Annotated in this window: 19 protein-coding genes; 7 read left to right on the top strand and 12 right to left on the bottom strand. The window is 66.4% G+C overall.

The window, feature by feature from the left end:
- Positions 1-2: 2 nt before the first annotated feature.
- Positions 3-1,610, bottom strand: coding sequence for a carboxyl transferase domain-containing protein (locus tag FS787_RS15890; protein WP_144673891.1), 1,608 nt, complete (start codon positions 1,608-1,610; stop codon positions 3-5).
- Between the two features lie 169 nt (positions 1,611-1,779).
- Here FS787_RS15890 and FS787_RS15885 point away from each other — a divergent pair, with 169 nt between their 5' ends.
- Positions 1,780-2,469, top strand: coding sequence for a TetR/AcrR family transcriptional regulator (locus tag FS787_RS15885; RefSeq protein ID WP_260982603.1), 690 nt, complete (start codon positions 1,780-1,782; stop codon positions 2,467-2,469).
- Between the two features lie 86 nt (positions 2,470-2,555).
- Positions 2,556-2,948: a hypothetical protein gene (locus FS787_RS15880; protein WP_144673887.1), complete on the top strand. Its 393-nt coding sequence runs from the start codon at positions 2,556-2,558 to the stop codon at positions 2,946-2,948.
- A gap of 287 nt (positions 2,949-3,235) precedes the next feature.
- Here the strand turns inward: FS787_RS15880 and FS787_RS15875 are convergent, their stop codons facing one another.
- Genes FS787_RS15875 through pdhA form a run of 3 tightly spaced genes read right to left on the bottom strand, consistent with a single transcriptional unit; the run spans position 3,236 to position 6,827 of the window.
- The gene (locus tag FS787_RS15875; protein ID WP_144673885.1) at positions 3,236-4,642 is read right to left on the bottom strand and encodes a dihydrolipoamide acetyltransferase family protein; all 1,407 of its coding nucleotides are present in this window, start codon (positions 4,640-4,642) and stop codon (positions 3,236-3,238) included.
- On the bottom strand, positions 4,639-5,649 hold the full coding sequence (locus tag FS787_RS15870) for an alpha-ketoacid dehydrogenase subunit beta (RefSeq protein ID WP_144673883.1): 1,011 nt from the start codon (positions 5,647-5,649) through the stop codon (positions 4,639-4,641). Before FS787_RS15870 ends, FS787_RS15875 begins: the two co-directional genes overlap by 4 nt.
- The gene (gene pdhA, locus FS787_RS15865; RefSeq protein ID WP_144673881.1) at positions 5,649-6,827 is read right to left on the bottom strand and encodes a pyruvate dehydrogenase (acetyl-transferring) E1 component subunit alpha; all 1,179 of its coding nucleotides are present in this window, start codon (positions 6,825-6,827) and stop codon (positions 5,649-5,651) included. The genes FS787_RS15870 and pdhA overlap by 1 nt, the downstream gene beginning before the upstream one ends.
- Before the next feature lie 195 nt (positions 6,828-7,022).
- Here pdhA and FS787_RS15860 point away from each other — a divergent pair, with 195 nt between their 5' ends.
- The gene (locus tag FS787_RS15860) at positions 7,023-7,496 is read left to right on the top strand and encodes an Lrp/AsnC family transcriptional regulator (protein ID WP_144673879.1); all 474 of its coding nucleotides are present in this window, start codon (positions 7,023-7,025) and stop codon (positions 7,494-7,496) included.
- 189 nt (positions 7,497-7,685) lie between these two features.
- Here the strand turns inward: FS787_RS15860 and FS787_RS15855 are convergent, their stop codons facing one another.
- Both FS787_RS15855 and FS787_RS15850 read right to left on the bottom strand, forming a co-directional pair.
- Positions 7,686-9,302 carry a cation acetate symporter gene (locus FS787_RS15855; RefSeq protein ID WP_186329220.1) on the bottom strand — a complete coding sequence of 539 codons (1,617 nt, stop codon included), beginning with the start codon at positions 9,300-9,302 and terminating at the stop codon, positions 7,686-7,688.
- 2 nt (positions 9,303-9,304) lie between these two features.
- Positions 9,305-9,679, bottom strand: a complete 375-nt coding sequence (locus FS787_RS15850) for a DUF485 domain-containing protein (RefSeq protein ID WP_144673877.1) — start codon at positions 9,677-9,679, stop codon at positions 9,305-9,307.
- Positions 9,680-9,908: 229 nt separating this feature from the next.
- Here FS787_RS15850 and FS787_RS15845 point away from each other — a divergent pair, with 229 nt between their 5' ends.
- Genes FS787_RS15845 through FS787_RS15830 form a run of 4 tightly spaced genes read left to right on the top strand, consistent with a single transcriptional unit; the run spans position 9,909 to position 13,778 of the window.
- Positions 9,909-11,126: a sensor histidine kinase gene (locus tag FS787_RS15845; RefSeq protein WP_144673875.1), complete on the top strand. Its 1,218-nt coding sequence runs from the start codon at positions 9,909-9,911 to the stop codon at positions 11,124-11,126.
- A 42-nt stretch (positions 11,127-11,168) separates the two neighbouring features.
- Positions 11,169-11,888 carry a LytTR family DNA-binding domain-containing protein gene (locus FS787_RS15840; protein WP_144673873.1) on the top strand — a complete coding sequence of 240 codons (720 nt, stop codon included), beginning with the start codon at positions 11,169-11,171 and terminating at the stop codon, positions 11,886-11,888.
- Positions 11,885-12,304, top strand: a complete 420-nt coding sequence (locus FS787_RS15835; RefSeq protein WP_260982595.1) for a hypothetical protein — start codon at positions 11,885-11,887, stop codon at positions 12,302-12,304. The genes FS787_RS15840 and FS787_RS15835 overlap by 4 nt, the downstream gene beginning before the upstream one ends.
- Positions 12,305-12,311: 7 nt before the next feature.
- A complete protein-coding gene (locus FS787_RS15830; protein ID WP_144673871.1) occupies positions 12,312-13,778 on the top strand; it encodes a cation acetate symporter in 1,467 nt (488 codons plus the stop codon).
- Positions 13,779-13,784: 6 nt separating this feature from the next.
- Here the strand turns inward: FS787_RS15830 and FS787_RS15825 are convergent, their stop codons facing one another.
- From FS787_RS15825 to rpsB, 6 genes are all read right to left on the bottom strand, one after another.
- On the bottom strand, positions 13,785-14,363 hold the full coding sequence (locus tag FS787_RS15825) for a DivIVA domain-containing protein (RefSeq protein ID WP_144673869.1): 579 nt from the start codon (positions 14,361-14,363) through the stop codon (positions 13,785-13,787).
- Between the two features lie 80 nt (positions 14,364-14,443).
- Positions 14,444-15,364: a phosphatidate cytidylyltransferase gene (locus tag FS787_RS15820; RefSeq protein WP_144673867.1), complete on the bottom strand. Its 921-nt coding sequence runs from the start codon at positions 15,362-15,364 to the stop codon at positions 14,444-14,446.
- On the bottom strand, positions 15,364-15,921 hold the full coding sequence (gene frr / locus FS787_RS15815; protein ID WP_144673865.1) for a ribosome recycling factor: 558 nt from the start codon (positions 15,919-15,921) through the stop codon (positions 15,364-15,366). The genes FS787_RS15820 and frr overlap by 1 nt, the downstream gene beginning before the upstream one ends.
- Before the next feature lie 122 nt (positions 15,922-16,043).
- Positions 16,044-16,781 carry a UMP kinase gene (gene pyrH, locus FS787_RS15810; protein ID WP_056432622.1) on the bottom strand — a complete coding sequence of 246 codons (738 nt, stop codon included), beginning with the start codon at positions 16,779-16,781 and terminating at the stop codon, positions 16,044-16,046.
- Positions 16,782-16,991: 210 nt separating this feature from the next.
- Positions 16,992-17,828, bottom strand: a complete 837-nt coding sequence (tsf, locus tag FS787_RS15805) for a translation elongation factor Ts (protein ID WP_144673863.1) — start codon at positions 17,826-17,828, stop codon at positions 16,992-16,994.
- Between the two features lie 157 nt (positions 17,829-17,985).
- Positions 17,986-18,867 (bottom strand): 30S ribosomal protein S2, encoded by an 882-nt coding sequence (gene rpsB / locus FS787_RS15800; RefSeq protein ID WP_144673861.1) that lies wholly within the window; start codon positions 18,865-18,867, stop codon positions 17,986-17,988.
- Between the last annotated feature and the right edge of the window lie 396 nt (positions 18,868-19,263).

Here is a 19,263-nt window from a genome sequence, read left to right as displayed (position 1 = left end):
GCTCACATCCGGAAAAGGCCGAAGGAGGTCTCCGGCAGCGGGGTGCGGGAGACGACGTCGAGCGCCAGTCCCAGGACGGTGCGGGTGTCCGCGGGGTCGATCACGCCGTCATCCCAGAGGCGGGCGGTGGAATAGTAGGGGCTGCCCTGGTCCTCGTACTGCTGCTTGATCGGGGCTTTGAACGCGTCCTCGTCCGCGGCGGACCATTCCTCGCCGCGGGCCTCGTACTGGTCCCGCTTCACGGTGGCGAGCACGCTGGAGGCCTGGTTCCCGCCCATCACGGAGATCCGGCTGGCCGGCCACATCCACAGGAACCGCGGCGAGTAGGCCCGGCCGCACATGGAGTAGTTGCCCGCGCCGAAGGACCCGCCGATCACCACGGTCAGTTTGGGGACCCGGGCGGTGGCGACGGCTGTGACCATCTTGGCGCCGTTTTTGGCGATGCCGCCCTGCTCGTAGTCCTTGCCGACCATAAAGCCGGAGAGGTTCTGCAGGAAGATCAGCGGGATGCCGCGCTGGTCGCAGAGTTCAATGAAGTGGGCTCCCTTGAGCGAGGATTCGCTGAAGAGCACGCCGTTGTTGGCAACGATCCCCACCGGGTGGCCGTGCAGCTTCGCGAAGCCCGTGACCAGGGTGGCGCCGTAGTTCTTCTTGAATTCGTGGAAGCGGCTGCCGTCCACCAGCCGGGCGATGACCTCTCGCACGTCGTACTGCGCGTTGACGTCGGTGGGGACGGCGCCGTACAGCTCCTCCGGATCCGCCAGGGGTTCCACCACCGTGTCGATGTCCCAGGCGGGGGCGGACGGTCGGGGAAGGGTGGAGACGATGTCTCGGACGATCTGGAGGGCATGCTCATCGTTCTCGGCCAGGTGGTCGGTGACCCCGGAGATCTTCGAGTGCACGTCGCCGCCGCCGAGTTCCTCCGCCGTGACGATCTCTCCGATCGCGGCTTTCACCAGCGGCGGACCGCCCAGGAAGATGGTGCCCTGGTTGCGGACAATCACGGTCTCGTCGCTCATCGCGGGGACGTAGGCGCCGCCTGCGGTGCAGGAGCCCATCACGGAGGCGATCTGCGGGATCTTCGCCGCGGACATTTGGGCCTGGTTGAAGAAGATCCGGCCGAAGTGTTCCTTGTCCGGGAAGACCTCGTCCTGCTTGGGCAGGAAGGCTCCGCCCGAGTCCACGAGGTAGATACAGGGCAGCCGGTTCTCGAGGGCGATTTCCTGGGCCCGGAGGTGCTTCTTCACCGTCATCGGGTAATAGGTGCCGCCCTTGACCGTGGCGTCGTTGGAAATGACCAGCACCTGGCGGCCGTGGACCAGGCCGATCCCGGCGATAACGCCTGCACCGGGCGAATCGTCGTTGTACATGCCGTTCGCGGCCAGCGGCGCGATCTCCAGGAACGGGCTGCCGTCATCGAGCAGCTGGTCGATACGTTCGCGCGGCAGGAGTTTGCCGCGGGCCACATGGCGTTCCCGGGACTTTTCGGGCCCGCCCAGGGCTGCCGTGGCGAGGCGTTCCTTCAGCTCGCGGGCCAGTCCCAGCTGGGCCTCGCGGTTCGCGGCGAAGGCGGCGCTCGTGGCGTCCACCTGGCTGGCGATTGTCTCCATTGACTGCTTCCGTTCCGGGCCTTCATGCTGGGGGCCTCAAATGCGCCCGTTCCAGCCATTTCGGTTAGTACCGCATAACTGAGATTTAGGTTAGTCTCTATTAACTGTGATGTCCAACACAGCACCCCGCGCGGCGCCGCGCGGGCCGCTGGTTCATAAGACGAGGAATGTGCCGGTGACCGACCCCAGCCAGACGAACCAGACCGCCGCGCCGCCTGCGGCCTTACTGCCGCCGACGCCGCTGCCGCCCACCACGCAGCGCGGCCAGGCCAAGGAGAACCGCCGCCAGGCGCTGCTGTCCTCCGCGGCCGCCCTGTTCGCCGTCGACGGCTTCAACCGTGTGTCCCTGGAGGACCTGGGCGCCGCGGCCGGTGTCAGCGGGCCCGCGGTCTACCGGCATTTCGCGGGCAAGCAGGCCGTCCTGGGGGCGCTGCTGCTGAGCGTCAGCCAGGATTTGCTCGACGGCGGCCGGCGGGTGGTTGCCGATTCCGACGACGCCGCCGTTGCGCTGCGACACCTGGTCGAGTTCCACGTGGACTTCGCGCTCAACAATCCCGACGTCATCCGGGTGCAGGACCAGGACTTCAGCAACCTCGCCGACGACGACCAGGCCGAGGTCCGCACCCTGCAACGGAACTATGTGGAGCTGTGGGTCGACGTCCTGGCCGGGCTGCACACCGGCACCGAAGATGCCGAACTCCGGATGCGTGCCCACGCCACGTTCGGCCTGATCAACTCCACCCCGCACTCGGTGCGCAGCCACGGGCGGCGGATCGCGGTCAAACGTGCCCGGCCCCTGCTGCAGAGTATGGCGCTGGCGGCCCTCATGGCCCCGGCCGCCCCCGGCCTGTCCGGCTGAGCCAGGGCCCCGCGCCCCCGTTCCCTTCCATGGCGCACGCCTGCAAACAGGCAACACGGCTCTCGGGCTTTGGCAGGCGTGGCCAATTGGCTTACTTTTCATTCCAATTCAACCGGCAAGAGGGGGTTCGAGTGGCGGCCTTACGCGACCCGGACTTCTGGGGGGATGATGGCCGTGTCGGCGTCATTACCCAAGGGGACTGGACCAATCGCCTAATTCTGGTTTATCCGGACTCCCTCGGGACTTGGACCTTCATAGCAAGCTCTTCTGCGGAAGAAGAGATGCTGGATTTCTACCCGATATCGGACCAAGCCGCTGGAGAAGTCATTGCCGAACTCGGCATCGTCTGGCTGGCCCGCAACCAGCAAGAGAACCAACTTGAAGAACTGATCTTCGACCAGCGGTCTCATCTGGGCGAGGACACATCCATACGAGGAATGCTGGCTGAAGCAATCAAGAGGCTGTTCAGGAAAAAATAGACAGGCGGGGCGTCAAGCATGCCAACCTGTTGCGGCACCCACGGATTGAAGCCTCGTGAGCCGCTTCCGCCAGGCTTTCCAAGGCTGGGCACGAGCATTGCTTGCTGTGGCCGACTTGCGGCCCGGGGGCACTTTGGCGCGGACACGCCGGGGAGCAAGCCGACGACGTCGAACATCGCGCCCAAAGTGCCCCCGGACGGCAACACGCAGTCGCCAAGTACTCCAGACAAACAGAGCTGCCGGCCGCCCCCGGGTGGGGACGGCCGGCAGCTCTGGGAGCGTAAACGCTAGACCATGGCGAGCGCCATGCCCGGATCGGACAGGATGGCGCCGAGGTCCTGAAGGAAGCGTGAACCCTGCTCGCCATCCACCAGGCGGTGGTCGAAGGACAGGCTGAGCGTCATGACCTGGCGCAGTGCCACTTCGTCCTGGTACTCCCAGGGCATCTTCCGTACCGCACCGAGGGCCAAAATCGCCGCCTCGCCCGGGTTGAGGATGGGTGTGCCGGCATCGATGCCGAAGACGCCGATGTTGGTGATGGAGATGGTGCCCCCGGAGAGCTCGGCCGGAGCGGTCTTGCCGGCGCGCGCCGTGTCCGTCAGCTCGGTCAGGGCCGTGGAGAGTTCCAGCAGGGACATCCGGTCGGCGTCCTTGATGTTCGGTACGGTCAGGCCGCGCGGCGTGGCGGCCGCGATGCCCAGGTTCACGTAGTTGTACTGCACGATCTCCTGCGTGGCCTCGTCCCAGCGGGTGTTGAGCGTGGGGTGGTTGCGCAGGGCGATGAGCACGGCCTTCGCCACGATGGTCAGCGGCGTGAGCTTGTAGCCGGCAAACGCGCGGCTGGCCTTGAGCTTCGCCAGCAGTTCCATGGTGGGGGTGACGTCGACGGTGAGGAACTCCGTGACGTGCGGTGCGGTGAAGGCGCTGGAAATCATGGCGGCAGCAGTGAACTTCCGGACGCCCTTGATCGGCGTCCGGGTTTCCCGCTCGCCCTGCGCCGGAGCCTGCGTGGACACACCGGCCAGGTCCTGCGGCGCCACCGGCAGGTCTCCCCCGCCCACAAAGTTGCGCACATCATCGCGGGTAATGAGCCCGTGCTCACCGGTACCGGTGACGGCCGCGAGGTCGACGCCGAGATCCTTGGCCAGCTTGCGCACCGGCGGCGTGGAGCGCGGGCGCTCCGCGGACACAGGCGCGGCAGGCAGTGCCTCCGCAACCGCCGGGGCGGACGCGACCGGCTCGACGACCGGCGCGACCGGTTCAACCACCGGGGCGGGCGCGGCGACGGCAACGGCCGGGGCGGCGAAGCTGCGGGCGCGGCGGGACGGCCGGCCGGAATTCTCCAGGACGGCGCCGTAGCCAACGAGGTTCGGTTCACGCTTGGCCGGCGCGTCCGCGCCGGCACCTCCGGCAGTTTCAGAACCGGCGGGACCGCCGTCGTCGCCCTCTACTTCAAAGGAAACGATCGGCTTGCCCACCTCGACGACGGTGCCGGGCTGTTCGTGCAGGGCCGCGACCACACCGGCGAACGGCGAGGGCAGTTCGACGACGGCCTTGGCCGTTTCGACCTCGGCGATGATCTGATTAAGCGCGACGGTGTCCCCCACCGCGACCTTCCATGCGACGATTTCCGATTCAGTGAGACCCTCGCCGAGGTCCGGCAGCCTGAATTCCTTGATCATGGTGGCGCTCATCCTTCCAGCCCGCTCAGGGAGTTGGGGCGGCCCAGAGCACGGTCCACGCCGTCCAGGATCCGGTCCAGACCCGGGAGGTGGTGCATCTCAAGCTTCGAATAGGGGTACGGGACGTCGAAGCCGGTGACCCGGACCGGGGCAGCCTCGAGGTGGTAGAAACAACGTTCGGTGATGCTGGCGGCAACCTCGGCGCCGATGCCGCCGGTCTGGGAAGCTTCATGGGTGATGACCAGGCGGCCGGTCTTCCGGACCGAAGCCTCCAGGGTGGCGAAGTCCAGCGGGGCGAGCGAGCGCAGGTCGATAACCTCGATCGACACACCCTCGTCCGCGGCGGCGAGGGCGGCGTCCTTCGCGGTCTTGACCAGCGGGCCGTAGGCCACCAGAGTCACATCCGTACCTTCGGTGACCACACGGGCCTTCTCCAGGGACAGGGCAGCGCTGAGCTCAAGGGTCTCGTCCACCTCGCCCTTGTCGTGGTAGCGGCGCTTGGGCTCGAAGTACAGCACCGGATCATCCGAGGCGATGGCCTGCTGGATCATCGTGTAGGCGTCCTGGGGGTTGGAGACGCTGATGACGCGGAGCCCCGAGGTGTGTGTGAAGTAGGCCTCCGGCGATTCGGAGTGGTGTTCCGGGGAGCCGATGCCGCCGCCGAAGGGCACACGGATGGTGATGGGCATCTTGACCGCACCCTGGGTGCGGTAATGCATCTTGGCGACCTGGCTGACGATCTGGTCGAAGGCCGGGTAGATGAAACCGTCGAACTGGATCTCCACCACCGGGCGGTAGCCGCGGTACGCGAGTCCCACGGCGGTGCCCATGATGCCGGACTCGGCAAGCGGCGTGTCCACCACACGGTGCTTCCCGAAGTCTTTCTGCAGGCCGTCGGTGACGCGGAAAACACCGCCGAGGGCGCCGATGTCCTCGCCCATGAGGATCACCTTGGGATCGTTTTCCAGGGACTTGCGGAGGCCCGAATTGATGGCTCGGGCGAAGGTCATCTTCGTCATCAGCGTGCACCTTCTTCAGAAGCGGCTTCTGCGGGATCGCCGAAGGAAGCCAGGTAACGGGAATAGTGGTCCTGCTGGCGCTCCAGCGAGGAATTGGGGGTGCTGTAGACGTGCTTGAAGATGTCCATCGGCTGTGGCTCGGGCATGTTGATGGTGCCCGCCCGCAGCGCCTTGGCCACGGCGTCGGCCTTGGCGGCGACGGCGGTTTCGAGGTCCTCGGTGAGCAGCCCCTTGCGTTCCAGCAGCGACTTCAGCCGGGCGATCGGGTCCTTGGCCGCCCAGTCCTCGAGCTCGTTGGCGTCGCGGTAGCGGGTGGGATCGTCCGCCGTCGTGTGCGGGCCCATGCGGTAGGTGACGGCCTCGATGAAGGTGGGGCCGCCGCCGTGGCGGGCGCGGTCGATGGCGATGCGGGTTGCGGCCATGACGGCCAGGACATCGTTGCCGTCCACCCGCATGCTGGGGATGCCAAAGCCGGCGGCGCGGTCCGCGATCTGAATGTGGGACTGCAGCCGAACCGGCTCGGAAATTGCCCAGTGGTTGTTCTGGCAGAAGAAGACCACCGGGGCCTGGAAGCTGGCGGCGAACACCAGTGCCTCGTTGACGTCGCCTTCGCTGGTGGCGCCGTCGCCGAAGTAGGCCACGGCCACCGAATCGGCGCCGTCGTTCTGGATTCCCATCGCGTAGCCGGTGGCGTGCAGGGTCTGGGCGCCGATGATGATTTGCTGTGTTGCGACGTTGACCGTGTACGGATCCCAGCCGGCCAGGGCATTGCCCCGCCAGGCCTTGACGATGTCTTCCGGGTTGACCCCGCGGCAGTACGCGACGCCGTTGTCGCGGTAGCTGGGGAAGACGAAATCGTCGTCGCGGAGGGCCCGGGCCGAGCCGATCTGGGAGGCTTCCTGGCCCAGCAGCGGCGGCCAGAGCGCAAGTTCACCCTGGCGCTGCAGCGCGGTGGCCTCGGCATCGATCCGGCGGATGACCACCATGTCTTCGTAGAGCGCACCGAGTTGTTCGTCGGTGACATCCTGGAGCCAGGGATCGAACTCGGGATGGCTGACCCGTTCTCCCCCGGGAGTGACGAGCTGGACAAGATCCCCGCCCGTCCGCCTGTTTGATTCTGCACTGTTCCCGGGGCCGCCGGCGGCAATGCCGCCCTTGCCCGCGTCGTCGGTAAACACAGTTGTCCGCACCTTCTGACGTCGTCTGACCGGTGCTCGCAGGACTCGTGATCCCGGTGCGCGCCGGCCGCCCGGGCGCCGTTGCCCCGGATAGTTGTGACCCTACTCACAATGCCCATTGGGTACAACCACCTGCGAAGAAGTTGAGCATTCTGCACTGTCTGGTGGCTTGGCACCGTGCTAATCTTGCGCATTATGCAACGCTTGGATGGCACCGACACCCGCCTGCTTTCGGCCATGGCGCGCGATCCCCGGCGGACGGTCGTGGCGCTGGCGCAGAAGCTGGGGCTGTCGCGGAATACCGTGCAGGCCCGGATGGCGCAGCTGGAGAAGAAACACGTCTTCCTGTCCTTCGAACGCCGCATCAATCCGGCCTCGCTGGGCTACCCGCTGATGGCCTTCATCTCCGTGCACGTCCAGCAGCAGAAGCTCGGCCAGCTGGCGGCGGAACTGGCCGATATTCCGGAGATCCTGGAGGGCTACGGCCTGACCGGCTCGGCGGACCTGCTGCTGCGCGTGGTGGCGCTCGACGCCGAGGACCTCTTCCGGATCAACGGCAAAATCCTGGCCTGCGACGGCGTGGACCGGACGGACACCGCCCTGGCCATGAGTGAAATGATCCCCTTCCGGATCCAGCCCTTGCTCGAGCGTGGCTCCGCCGAAGGCTGACGTAGAGCCGGGCTGACGTCAGCCCGGAGCCGTGGCCCGGGGCCGGGCACGGCTCCAGGCAAGGCTGCGGGCAGGGCGCCGGCCACGGCAGCGGCCACAGCGTTCACAGCCAGACGGCAGGAGCCCCCGTGCGGTTGCGCGGGGGCTCCTGCTGTTTGGCAGCCGGTGTGGACCACCAGGGGTCGGTGCTTAGTGTTCGGTGGCCTTTTCGGCGCCCACACCCGTGAGGGAGCGGACTTCCATTTCGGCCTGCTTGGTGATGTCTTCCACATTCTTATCCAGCACCGAACCGAGCCAGCCCAGGAAGAATGCGAGCGGGATGGAGACGATGCCGGGGTTGCTGAGCGGGAAGATCGCGAAGTTGGCGCCCGGGATCATGGACGTCTTGGCGCCCGAGACCACCGGGGACAGCGCGATCAGGATGATCGCCGAGCCGAGCCCGCCGTACATGCTCCAGATGGCACCCTGCGTGGTGAACTTGCGCCAGTACAGCGAGTACACGATGGTGGGCAGGTTGGCCGATGCCGCCACCGCGAAGGCGAGGGCCACCAGGAACGCCACGTTCTGTCCGTTGGCGAAAATGCCGCCGATGATGGCCAGCACGCCGATGACGACCACGGTACGCCGCGCCACTTTGACCTCGGTGGCAGCGTCAGCCTTGCCCTTGGCAATGACGCTGGCGTAGATATCGTGCGCGAACGAGGCCGCCGCGGTGATCGTGAGGCCGGCGACGACGGCCAGGATGGTGGCGAACGCCACCGCCGAGATGAAGCCGAGCAGCAGCGGCCCGCCGAGGTGGAACGCCAACAGCGGTGCGGCGGAGTTGACGCCGCCCGGGGCACTCTTGATCGTGTCAGCGCCAACCAGCGCCGCAGCACCGAAGCCCAGGACCAGGGTGAACAGGTAGAACAGGCCGATCAGCCAGATGGACCAGACCACGGACTTGCGGGCTTCCTTGGCGGTCGGAACCGTGTAGAAGCGCATCAGCACGTGGGGCAGGGCCGCGGTGCCAAGCACCAGGGCCAGGGCCAGAGACATGAAGTCGATCTTGGAGGTTTCAGTCTTGCCGTACTGCAGGCCCGGGTTAAGGAGGTTCTGGTTGCCGGAGGCTTCCACCGCGCCGCCCAGCAGGGAGGAAAGGTTGAAGCCGTAGATGGCGAGGACCCAGAGGGTCATCACGGCAGCGCCGGCGATCAGCAGCACGGCCTTGATGATCTGGACCCAGGTGGTGCCCTTCATGCCGCCGATCAGTACGTACATGATCATCAGGGCGCCGACCACGATGATGACCAGGGCCTGTCCGCCCCAGTCGCTGATGCCCAGGAGCAGGGAGATCAGGGTGCCGGCTCCGGCCATCTGGGCCAGGAGATAGAAGAAGCAGACCACGAGGGTGGAGATGGCCGCCGCAATGCGCACGGGGCGCTGCTTGAGCCGGAAGGAGAGGACATCGGCCATGGTGAACTTGCCGGTGTTGCGCAGCAGTTCGGCCACGAGCAGCAGGGCGACGAGCCAGGCGACCAGGAAGCCGATGGAGTACATAAAGCCGTCGTAGCCGTTGATGGCGATGGCGCCGGTGATTCCCAGGAACGAGGCCGCCGAGAGGTAGTCCCCTGCGATGGCGGTGCCGTTCTGGGATCCGGTGAAGGACCGTCCGGCGGCGTAGTAGTCGGCGGCCGTCTTGTTGTTTTTGCTTGCCTTGATCACGATGATCATCGTGATCGCCACGAACAGGGCGAAGATGCCCATGTTAAGCAGCGTGGTTTCCTTGAGATCCGCAACGTTCACTGCGGGGACCATAAACATCATTTCTATACCCCGCTGATCTGGTTGCCGTGCTTGTCGAATTCGTGGCCCTCGATTTCGTGGCGGATTTCCGCTGCGATCGGGTCAAGCTTCCGGTTCGAGTAGTTGACGTACCAGCCGGTGATTGCGAACGTGGTCACGAACTGAAGCAGGCCCATGATCAGGCCGACGTTGATGTTGCCCCAGACCTTGGTGGACATGAATTCCACCGCGTAGTCGGCCAGCAGGACATAAGCGAAATACCAGAGCAGGAATGCAATGGTCATCGGAAAGACAAAGCTGCGGTGACGCTTGCGCAGTTCCTGGAACCGCGGCGTCGATTGGACTTCCTTGAAGTCCACGTCCGCCGTAGCGTCCGTTTCTTGGGCTTCGTGACCCATCGTTCCTCCTCATTGAGACTGGCGAGTCCACACCGGCTTGCTTTGACCTGCTCCGAACAGCCCACGGGCCAATGTGACTGCTATCACTGTCTCCCGTGATGCGGCCAACAAACAGAACCGCCCGGCCCTGCGTCGCTCAGCGGTCGGGATGCTGCGGTCAGCGGTGCCTCCAAGAGGGTCCCGCGTCCGTTCTGCCCCCACTCGGCAGGGGCCGCGATACGCTGGGCCCATGCCCGACTCTCCCCTGTTCACCGCCGCCGCCGTCGCCGTGATCGCGGCGGCGATCGCCGTCGTCGTCGCCGTTGGGCTCAAGGTTCTCCGCTCCTTCCGGGAGCTCGGCACCGACGCGGAGCGGGCCACGTACAAGACGCTGCACGCGGCCTCGCGGGCCGGCCAGCATCTGCGGACCGGGCTCAACCCGGCCGGCGCCGCCAAAGCCAGCCGGCAGCTGCGCAGCCTGCTGGGCTGCGACGCGCTGGCCATCACCGACACGTCCGGTGTCCTCGCCTGGGACGGGGCCGGGGAGGAGCTCAAGCCGCTGCTCATGGAGCTGTCGGCAGGAGTGCTCGACGGCGGCCACACCGCGGTGATCCCGGCCGGCGAGGTGCAGGAACTGGCGCAGGGCGCCGACGCCGTCGCCACCCGCACGGACGTGGAACGCGCCGCGGTGATCGCCCCGATCAAGGCGGGGACCAGGGTGGTGGGCGTGGTGGCAGCCTTCGCCCCGGCGGTGGGGGCCGGCCTGGTCCGGGCCACCAGCGAGGTGGCCGACTGGGTCGCGACGCAGGTGGAACTCGCGGAACTCGACGCGTCGCGCACGCTGCTGATGGAGGCCGAGGTGCGCGCCCTCCGGGCCCAGATCAGTCCGCACTTCATCTACAACTCCCTGAACGCGATCGCCTCGTTCATTAACACGGACCCGGTCCGGGCGCGCGAGCTGGTGGTGGAGTTCGCGGACTTCACCCGGTATTCCTTCCGCCGGCACGGTGACTTCACCACCCTGGCCGAGGAACTGCGCTGCATCGACCGGTACCTGCTGCTGGAACGCGCCCGGTTCGGCGACCGCGTGCAGGTGAGCCTGCGGATCGCCCCCGAAGTGCTCAGCACCGTGATCCCGTTCCTGAGCCTGCAGCCCCTGGTGGAAAACGCGGTCCGGCACGGCCTCGAGGCGAAGGAGGGGCCGGGCCACATCTCCATCACGGCCAACGATTCCGGTGCGTTCGCTGAGGTGACCATCGAGGACGACGGTGTGGGCATGGACCCGGAGCAGCTGCGGGCGGTCCTCGCCGGGCACGGCGACGGCGAACACGTCGGGCTGCGCAACGTCGATGCCCGGCTGCGGCAGGTCTACGGCGACGACAACGGGCTGGTGATCGAGACCGCGCCCGGGGAAGGCACACTGATCACGATGCGCGTCCCCAAGTCGCAGCCCCGCCACGATGCCTGAGCCTGCGGCCGGCTGAAGTGCCTGCCGCAGTAGTCTTGATCCATGATTAACGTCCTCGTCGCCGATGACGAGCTTCCCGCCGTTGAGGAACTGGCCTTCCTGCTCGGCCGGGACGACCGGATCGGCACCATCTACCGCGCGTCCTCCGGGACCGAGGCCCTGCGGGCCCTCGAGGCCGAGGCTGTCGACGCCGTCTTCCTGGACATCCACATGCCGGCACTCTCCGGCCTGGACATCGCGCGCGTCATCTCGCGCAGCAGCAGGCCGCCCGCGGTGGTTTTCGTCACGGCCGATGAGGACTGCGCCCTGGAGGCCTTCGAGCTGGCGGCCGTCGACTATCTGCTGAAACCCGTCCGCGCCGAGCGGCTGGCGAAGTCGATCGGCAGGATCAGCGAACTGCTCAAGGACGGCGCCCCGCGGCCGGAGATGATCACCGTGGACCTCGGCGGCACCACCAAGATGATCCGCCGCGAGGACGTCACCTATGTCCAGGCCCAGGGTGACTACGCCAGGCTGCACACCGCGGATGCCAGCTACCTCATCCGCGTTCCGCTGGCTGACCTGGAACAGCAGTGGGCCGAAGCAGGTTTCATCCGCATCCACCGGTCCTACCTCATCGCGCTCCAACACGTCAGCCACATGAAGCTCACCGCTGCCCGGCCCAGTGTCACCGTGACGGGTGCCGAACTGCCGATCAGCCGGCGGCACCTGCCGTCCGTACGCGAGAAGCTTGAGTCGACCCGGATCCGGCCGCAGGCATGACCCGCGTCCGCGTCACCGCGCCCCGCGGCATGAAGGCGGGCAGCACCACGGCAGGCAGCGCGACACCGGGCAACGGCACGGGCGGCAGCGCCCTGACGGCCGCACGGTCGGCCGCCGCGTCGCGCGAGGCCGCCGAGGAATCCGACGCCGGCCAGGTGTTCGTCCGCTCGCTGATCCGTTCCCAGCTGCGGCTCGGGGTGGTGGTGGCCGCGGGGTTCCTGCTGATCCTGGCCGCGTTCCCGCTCATGCTGGGGCTGGTTCCCGGGCTCGCGGAGTCCACAATCATGGGCCTGCCCTTCGACTGGGTGCTGCTGGGCGCCGGGATCTACCCGGTGGTCGGGCTCAGCGCCTGGCTGTACCTCCGGACTGCTGCCCGGAACGAATCCCGTTACCGGGATCTTGTCGGGGACAAGTGAGGCGCCCGTGAACCCGGCCGTCGCCATCGCGGCGTTCGCCGCCGTCTCGCTGGCCACGGCCGGCATCGGTTTCTACGGGCTGCGGATCTCGCGCACCACCGGGGACTTCTACGTGGCGTCCCGGACGGTCCGGCCCTGGTGGAACGCCTCGGCGATCGGCGGGGAATACCTGTCGGCGGCGAGCTTCCTCGGCGTGGCCGGACTCATCCTGCTCTCCGGCACGGACGCCCTCTGGTTTCCGGTGGGATACACCGCGGGGTACCTGATGCTGCTGCTCTTCGTTGCCGCGCCGCTCCGCCGTTCCGGCGCCTACACGATTCCCGACTTCACCGAGGCGCGGCTCGATTCGCGGGTGGTCCGCAGCGTCACGAGCGTCGTCGTCGTGATTGTCGGCTGGCTCTATATCGTCCCGCAGCTCCACGGCGCGGCGCTGGCCATCCGGATCACCACCGGGCTGCCGGCGTGGGTGGGGATGGTGGCGGTAGTCGTGGTCGTCTGCGTCACCGTCGTCGCGGGCGGCATGCGGTCCATTACCTTCGTTCAGGCGTTCCAGTACTGGCTGAAATTGACGGCGCTGGCGGTGCCGATCCTGTTCATCGTCTTCGTCCTTGCGGACTCCGGAACTGCTGCGGTGGCGGAGGCGTCCGCGAACCCCACCGGCGCGGCCCCGGCGGGCCTGTACCAGAACATCTCCCTGCTCGTGGCGCTGCTCTTCGGGACCCTGGGTCTGCCGCATGTGCTGGTGCGCTTCTACACGAACCCGGACGGGCAGTCGGCCCGCCGGACCACCCTGATAGTCCTGGGCCTGTTGTCGGTCTTCTACCTGTTCCCGACGGCATACGGGCTGATCGGCCGGGTCTTCGCCCCGCACCTGGCGCAGAGCGGGCAGGCCGATGCGCTGGTTCTGCTGCTGCCCGGGGAGCTGATTGGCGGGATGGCCGGTGACCTGCTGTCCGCGCTGGTGGTGGCCGGAGCGTTTGCCGCGTTCCTGTCCACGACCTCCGGGCTGGTGGTCTCGCTTGCCGGGGTGATCAGCCAGGACCTGTTCGGCGGCAGTGTGCAGGGCTTCCGGCGGGCGGCCGTGATTTCGGCGGTGGTCCCGCTGGGCATCGCGTCGATGACGGGTTCGCTCGCGCTGGCCGGGAGTGTGGGGATGGTGTTTGCGTTTACCGCGTCGACGATTTGTCCGGTGCTCCTGCTGGGCATCTGGTGGCGCGGACTGACCGACGCCGGGGCGATCGCCGGCATGGTGACCGGCGCGGTGCTGTGCGGCGGGGCGATGTTGGCCGGAGCCTGGCTGAGTCCAGGCGGAACCCCGGCGTGGCTGGCGCAGCCCGCTGCCTGGACGGTGCCGGCGGCGTTTGCCGTGATGGTCCTGGTCTCCCGAGCCACCCGCGGCCGCGTGCCGCGGACCATCACCCGGCTGATGACCCGGCTGCACACGCCGGAACGGCCGTTGGTCACCGAGCGCTGAGGGCGCTCAGTCGATGGCGGCCATCAGCTCAACGACGCGGTCCAGGAAGGCGTCCACCTGGTTTTCCTCGTAACCGTCCTTGCCGACGGCGGGCCGGAACACGGCGCGGCGGACATTGTCCACGCTCAGCGGCTTGTCCTCTTCGAGGTAGCCGATCAGGTCGTGGCAGAGGTCATCCACGTCGGTAGTGTTGTAGCTGCGCGCCTTGGCCTTGGCCGGACGCCGGAAACGCTCGCCGTCGGGGCGGTGCAGCCGTCCGCGGAGCAGGCCGGCCAGCCGGCCGATTTCGCGGAGCCAGGCGTCCTCGCCACGTTCGGCCACCAGTTCGTCGCGCTCCCGCAAGGCGAGGGCATCCTCCAGGCGGTCCAGGGCGGCGTCCACGGCGGATGCGGAGTAGCCGCCCTTAACGGGGTCAAAGGACACGGCCCTGACGTCTGCGCTTTTGACCGGACGGGCGGCGGAACCGGGCGATTCGAACGAAACCCGCGCCCGCTGCATGAACTGGTCCACTTGCTTGGCGTTGTAGCCGTACTGATTCCGCTGCACGCGGTCAAAGGAAGCAGGAATCTGCCGTTGAATGTCCACTGTTACTTTTGTTTCCTTCAATGCCGTTCGGCTGGTTTGCCCGGCACCATTCTAGGGCCGGGGGCGGAGGCGGAAGTCCCTCACGCGCCGGCGAAGATTGAGTAGAGGATAAAGGCCACCGGGGACGCGAAGACGATTGAGTCCAGGCGGTCCATAACCCCGCCGTGGCCGGGCAGGATGCTGCTCATATCCTTGATCCCGAGTTCGCGCTTCACCATGGATTCCGAGAGGTCCCCTGCGGTGGCCGCAGCCACCATACCCACGGCCAGCACCACGCCCACCCACCAGGGCTTGTCCAGCAGGAAAACGGCGGCGAGCACACCGACTGCCGTAGCCCCGCCCATGGATCCGGCGAAACCCTCCCAGCTTTTTTTGGGGCTGATCTTCGGCGCCATCGGATGCTTGCCGAGCGAGGCGCCGACAAGATATCCGAAGGTGTCGTTGGCCACCACCAGCAGCAGCAGGGTGGCGATCTGCCACGCTCCCGGCGGAATAACGCCGTCGGGCCACAGCCCCACCGGGGTCTCCCCCACGAACGTGTGCAGCGGCAGCACCGCGAAGCTGATCAGGAACGGGACCCAGGCCAGCGTGAAGACGCCGGCGAAAATGCTGCGCGCGGATCCGGCGGCGCCCTCAAGGGACCGCCAGATCAGCGCGGCGACGCTGCTGAGCATCATCACGAACAGGAGGCTTTCGAGGCCGCCGAAGTAGGCCGCGGCCGGCATCGCAATCGTGCCCGTCATCACCGGGATGATCGGCAGCCTGGTGCCCGAGGCCTCCAGGGCCCGGAAAACTTCCCAGACACCGAAGATCGCGAAGGTGGTGACAATGAGCACGAACCCCAGCGGCAGGAACAATAATCCGCCGAGCACGAAGATGAGCATGCCGAGGCCCACAGCGGTGGCGGCGGGAAGATTCCTGCCTGCCTTCGGCGTCGGGTTCCTCCGCTGCTTCCCCCGTACCCGGAGGTGCGCTCCGGGGTCCCCCTGTTCCTGCGCCATCAGACCTCGAGCAGCTCGGCTTCCTTGCGCTTGAGAAGCTCGTCGATGCCGTCGACGTGGGCTTTGGTGATGGCGTCCAGTTCCTTCTCGGCGCGGCTGCCCTCGTCCTCGCCGGCTTCGCCGTCCTTGACCAGCTTGTCCAGGGTTTCCTTCGCCTTGCGGCGGATGTTGCGGATGGACACCTTGGCGTCCTCACCCTTGGACTTGACGATCTTGACGTATTCCTTGCGGCGCTCGGCCGTCAGGTCCGGGATGGTGATCCGGATGACGTTGCCGTCGTTGGAGGGGTTGGCTCCCACTTCGGAGTCGCTCAAGGCACGCTCGATGTCGCGCAGGGCGGTCTTGTCGAACGGCGTGATGAGGATGGTGCGGGCGTCCGGGATGGCAAAGGAGGCCAGCTGCTGCAACGGCGTGGGTGAGCCGTAGTAGTCCACCAGCACTTTGTTGTAGAGGCCCGGGTTGGCACGGCCGGTGCGGATCGAGGCGAAGTCTTCCTTGGCTACTTCAACCGCCTTGTCCATCTTGTCCCCGGCTTCGAGCAAGGTTTCTTCGATCACGATCTCTCCTCAGAAATTGGTGCATCCGCCGCTGGCGGGGTGCTGCACGGTCTTAATGGCGTTCCGCCTGCTGGCCCCGGGCTTCGAGGTGCGGAAATGTCCTGAAAACATCCTAGCCGTTGCTAGGGGGTGACGACGGTGCCCAGGTCCTCGCCGAGGATGGCCCGGGTGACGTTGCCCTCGCCCTCCATGCCAAACACCACCATGGTGAGGTTGTTGTCCTTGCACATGGTCATGGCGGTCTGGTCCATCACGCGGATGTCGCGGCGCAGCGCGTCGTCATAGCTGAGGTGGTGCAGCTTCTCGGCCGTGGGGTCCTTCTTCGGGTCTGCGGTGTACACGCCGTCCACCCCGCTCTTCGCCATCAGGACGACGTCGGCGTGGACCTCCATGGCGCGCTGCGCGGCCACGGTGTCAGTGGAGAAGTACGGCAGACCGGCGCCAGCGCCGAAGATGACCACACGGCCCTTTTCCATGTGGCGGATGGCGCGGCGCGGAATGTACGCCTCTGCCACCTGGCCCATGGTGATGGCGCTCTGCACACGGGTTTCGACGCCGGCCTGTTCCAGGAAGTCCTGGAGGGCCAGGCAGTTCATGACCGTGCCGAGCATGCCCATGTAGTCGGCGCGGGAACGGTCCATGCCGCTCTGCGACAGTTCGGCGCCGCGGAAGAAGTTACCGCCGCCGACGACGATCGCGACCTCCACGTCGGGGACCGCCGCGGCGATCTGCTTGGCAACGCCCCGGACGGTATCAGGGTCGACGCCCAGCTTCCCGCCGCCGAAGACCTCGCCGGAAAGCTTCAACAGGACTCGACGCCGGCTCTTCTTTGGCTGGGCTGAAGTAGTGACGGTTTCCATGGTGCCTTCCCGTTGGTGAACTCTGCAAAAGGTTATCGTGCCGGGGGCCAAAGGAGTCATTCGGCCCGGACCCGGATTTATCCGGATCTTCCGGGACTGCCCGGAGGTTGCCGGATCTGCCCGGATTCTTTCGGGAGGGTGTCCCGGTTGCATGCAAAAGGGGTGGCCACCGCAGTGACCACCCCCTCAGCGTGTCTGACTAGTGTCTGACTAGGAACCGACGCGGAAACGCGTGAATGCGGTGCCCTTGACGCCGGCCTCTTCGAGGACCTGAGCGACAGACTTCTTGGCATCCTTGGCGAATGCCTGGTCGAGGAGGACCTCGCCCTTGTAGAAGCCCGTGACGCGGCCTTCCACGATCTTGGTCATCGCTGCTTCGGGCTTGCCTTCAGCCTTGGCGGTCTCCTCGGCGATGCGACGCTCGGACTCGACGAGCTCGGCCGGAACATCCTCGCGGGAGAGGTAGTTCGGGGACATCGCAGCGATGTGGACGGCGACGTCGTGGGCTGCGGTGGCAGCTGCTTCGCCTTCGCCGTCAACAGCGAACAGGACGCCGACCTGGGCCGGGAGATCCTTGGAGGTCTTGTGCAGGTATGCGTCGACCGTGGCGCCCTCGATGCGGGAGATGCGGCGGACAACAACCTTCTCGCCCAGAACGGCGCCTTCTTCGACGACGACCTCGGAGAGCGGCTTGCCGTCGACCTCGGTGGCCAGCAGGGTCTCGAGATCGGCTGCGCCGGACTCGACTGCAATGGCCAGGACCCGGTCGGCGAGCTGGATGAACTTGTCAGCCTTCGCGACGAAGTCGGTCTCGCAGTTGACTTCGATCATCACGCCAACGCCGCCGTCGACCTTGGCAGCAACCAGGCCTTCTGCGGTGGAGCGGCCTTCGCGCTTGGTAGCGCCCTTGAGGCCCTTGATGCGGATGATTTCGATGGCCTTCTCGGCGTCACCGTTGGCTTCGTCAAGAGCCTTCTTGACATCCATCATGCCGGCGCCCGTGCGCTCGCGCAGAGCCTTGATATCAGCGGCAGTGTAGTTCGCCATGTGAACCCCTCTGTCTAGAAATTTTATGTGGTGTACGGACTGACAGGACGGCAGCTCACCCTGTGAGCGGCCATCCTGTCAGTTCCCCTGCGCCGCGGAGAGCGTGCGGGGAGATCCGGATTTATTTGTCAGCTGAGCTGGCAGTCAGGGTGTCTGACTACTTGGCTTCGCCGGCGGCGTCGTCGGCAGCCGGAGCTTCCTCGGCAGCGGCGGGTGCTTCTTCTGCAGCCGGAGTGGCTTCTGCGGCCGGAGCAGCAGCAGCTTCTTCGGCCTTGCTGCCTTCGAGGAGCTCGCGCTCCCACTCGGCCAGCGGCTCTTCCGGTGCTTCCGTGGTGCCGGTGGCGCGCTGGTTGCGGGCGATGAGGCCCTCAGCAACGGCGTCAGCAACAACGCGGGTCAGCAGGTTGACGGAGCGGATGGCGTCGTCGTTGCCCGGGATCGGGAAGTCGACTTCGTCCGGATCGCAGTTGGTGTCCAGGATGGCAACAACCGGGATGTTCAGCTTCTTGGCTTCGTCGACAGCAAGGTGTTCCTTCTTGGTGTCAACGATCCACAGCGCGGACGGCGCCTTGGTCAGGTTGCGGATACCACCGAGGTTGGTTTCCAGCTTGGTGAGTTCGCGGCGAAGGAGCAGCAGTTCCTTCTTGGTGTACGCGGAACCGGCGACGTCGTCGAAGTCGATCTCTTCGAGTTCCTTCATGCGCTGGATGCGCTTGGAGACCGTCTGGAAGTTGGTCAGCATACCGCCGAGCCAACGCTGGTTGACGTACGGCTGGCCAACGCGTGTGGCCTGCTCGGCGATGGATTCCTGCGCCTGCTTCTTGGTGCCGACGAAGAGAACGGTGCCGCCGTGTGCAACGGTGGCCTTCACGAACTCGTAGGCACGGTCGATGTAGGACAGCGACTGCTGCAGGTCAATGATGTAGATGCCGTTGCGCTCCGTGAAGATGAAACGCTTCATCTTCGGGTTCCAACGGCGGGTCTGGTGTCCAAAGTGGACGCCGCTGTCAAGCAGCTGGCGCATAGTTACGACGGGCATGCCGACGCTCCTTCCGGCAGGTCATTCATGAGAGAGCCCAAGGGCTGTCTTACCCTGCCAATAGTTGACGGTTGATTAGCAACACCCAGGCGGGCGGTGCTCCTGGCATCCACTGCGCTTCTTATCCCGGCCATGGGCCGGGACCGAAAGAGGCGCAGTCCTCCGCACCCTGAAGATTTGAAGCTTCGAATGAGGAGGGCTGGATACGCGTAGTCAGCTGCTGCTCCCCCGCACCCCTGAATGAGGTGTGCCGGCTGGGACAACTACTTTGCTCGCATAAAGATGTTCGCCAAAATACGTTGATCAAGCGTGAGGGCACAGCAAACTGCTCCACCAAGTGTACTACAGGGGCGGTGCCGAAATGGACGGTTTCCGGGGGCTGCGGAGGGGCCCCGG

Source organism: Arthrobacter sp. U41 (assembly GCF_007679325.1).
In the GTDB taxonomy this organism is placed as follows: domain Bacteria; phylum Actinomycetota; class Actinomycetes; order Actinomycetales; family Micrococcaceae; genus Arthrobacter.
Note: the sequence above shows the minus strand (reverse complement) of the source record. Positions and strands in the feature narration are given on the sequence as shown.

Coding starts and splice junctions, on each gene's coding strand:
- FS787_RS15850 (WP_144673877.1), bottom strand. CDS start 9,679: ATGGGTCACGAAGCCCAAGAAACGGACGCTACGGCGGACGTGGACTTC.
- FS787_RS15870 (WP_144673883.1), bottom strand. CDS start 5,649: ATGACGAAGATGACCTTCGCCCGAGCCATCAATTCGGGCCTCCGCAAG.
- FS787_RS15845 (WP_144673875.1), top strand. CDS start 9,909: ATGCCCGACTCTCCCCTGTTCACCGCCGCCGCCGTCGCCGTGATCGCG.
- FS787_RS15820 (WP_144673867.1), bottom strand. CDS start 15,364: ATGGCGCAGGAACAGGGGGACCCCGGAGCGCACCTCCGGGTACGGGGG.
- rpsB (WP_144673861.1), bottom strand. CDS start 18,867: ATGCCCGTCGTAACTATGCGCCAGCTGCTTGACAGCGGCGTCCACTTT.
- tsf (WP_144673863.1), bottom strand. CDS start 17,828: ATGGCGAACTACACTGCCGCTGATATCAAGGCTCTGCGCGAGCGCACG.
- pyrH (WP_056432622.1), bottom strand. CDS start 16,781: ATGGAAACCGTCACTACTTCAGCCCAGCCAAAGAAGAGCCGGCGTCGA.
- FS787_RS15875 (WP_144673885.1), bottom strand. CDS start 4,642: ATGAGCGCCACCATGATCAAGGAATTCAGGCTGCCGGACCTCGGCGAG.
- FS787_RS15855 (WP_186329220.1), bottom strand. CDS start 9,302: ATGATGTTTATGGTCCCCGCAGTGAACGTTGCGGATCTCAAGGAAACC.
- FS787_RS15835 (WP_260982595.1), top strand. CDS start 11,885: ATGACCCGCGTCCGCGTCACCGCGCCCCGCGGCATGAAGGCGGGCAGC.
- FS787_RS15890 (WP_144673891.1), bottom strand. CDS start 1,610: ATGGAGACAATCGCCAGCCAGGTGGACGCCACGAGCGCCGCCTTCGCC.
- FS787_RS15840 (WP_144673873.1), top strand. CDS start 11,169: ATGATTAACGTCCTCGTCGCCGATGACGAGCTTCCCGCCGTTGAGGAA.
- FS787_RS15860 (WP_144673879.1), top strand. CDS start 7,023: ATGCAACGCTTGGATGGCACCGACACCCGCCTGCTTTCGGCCATGGCG.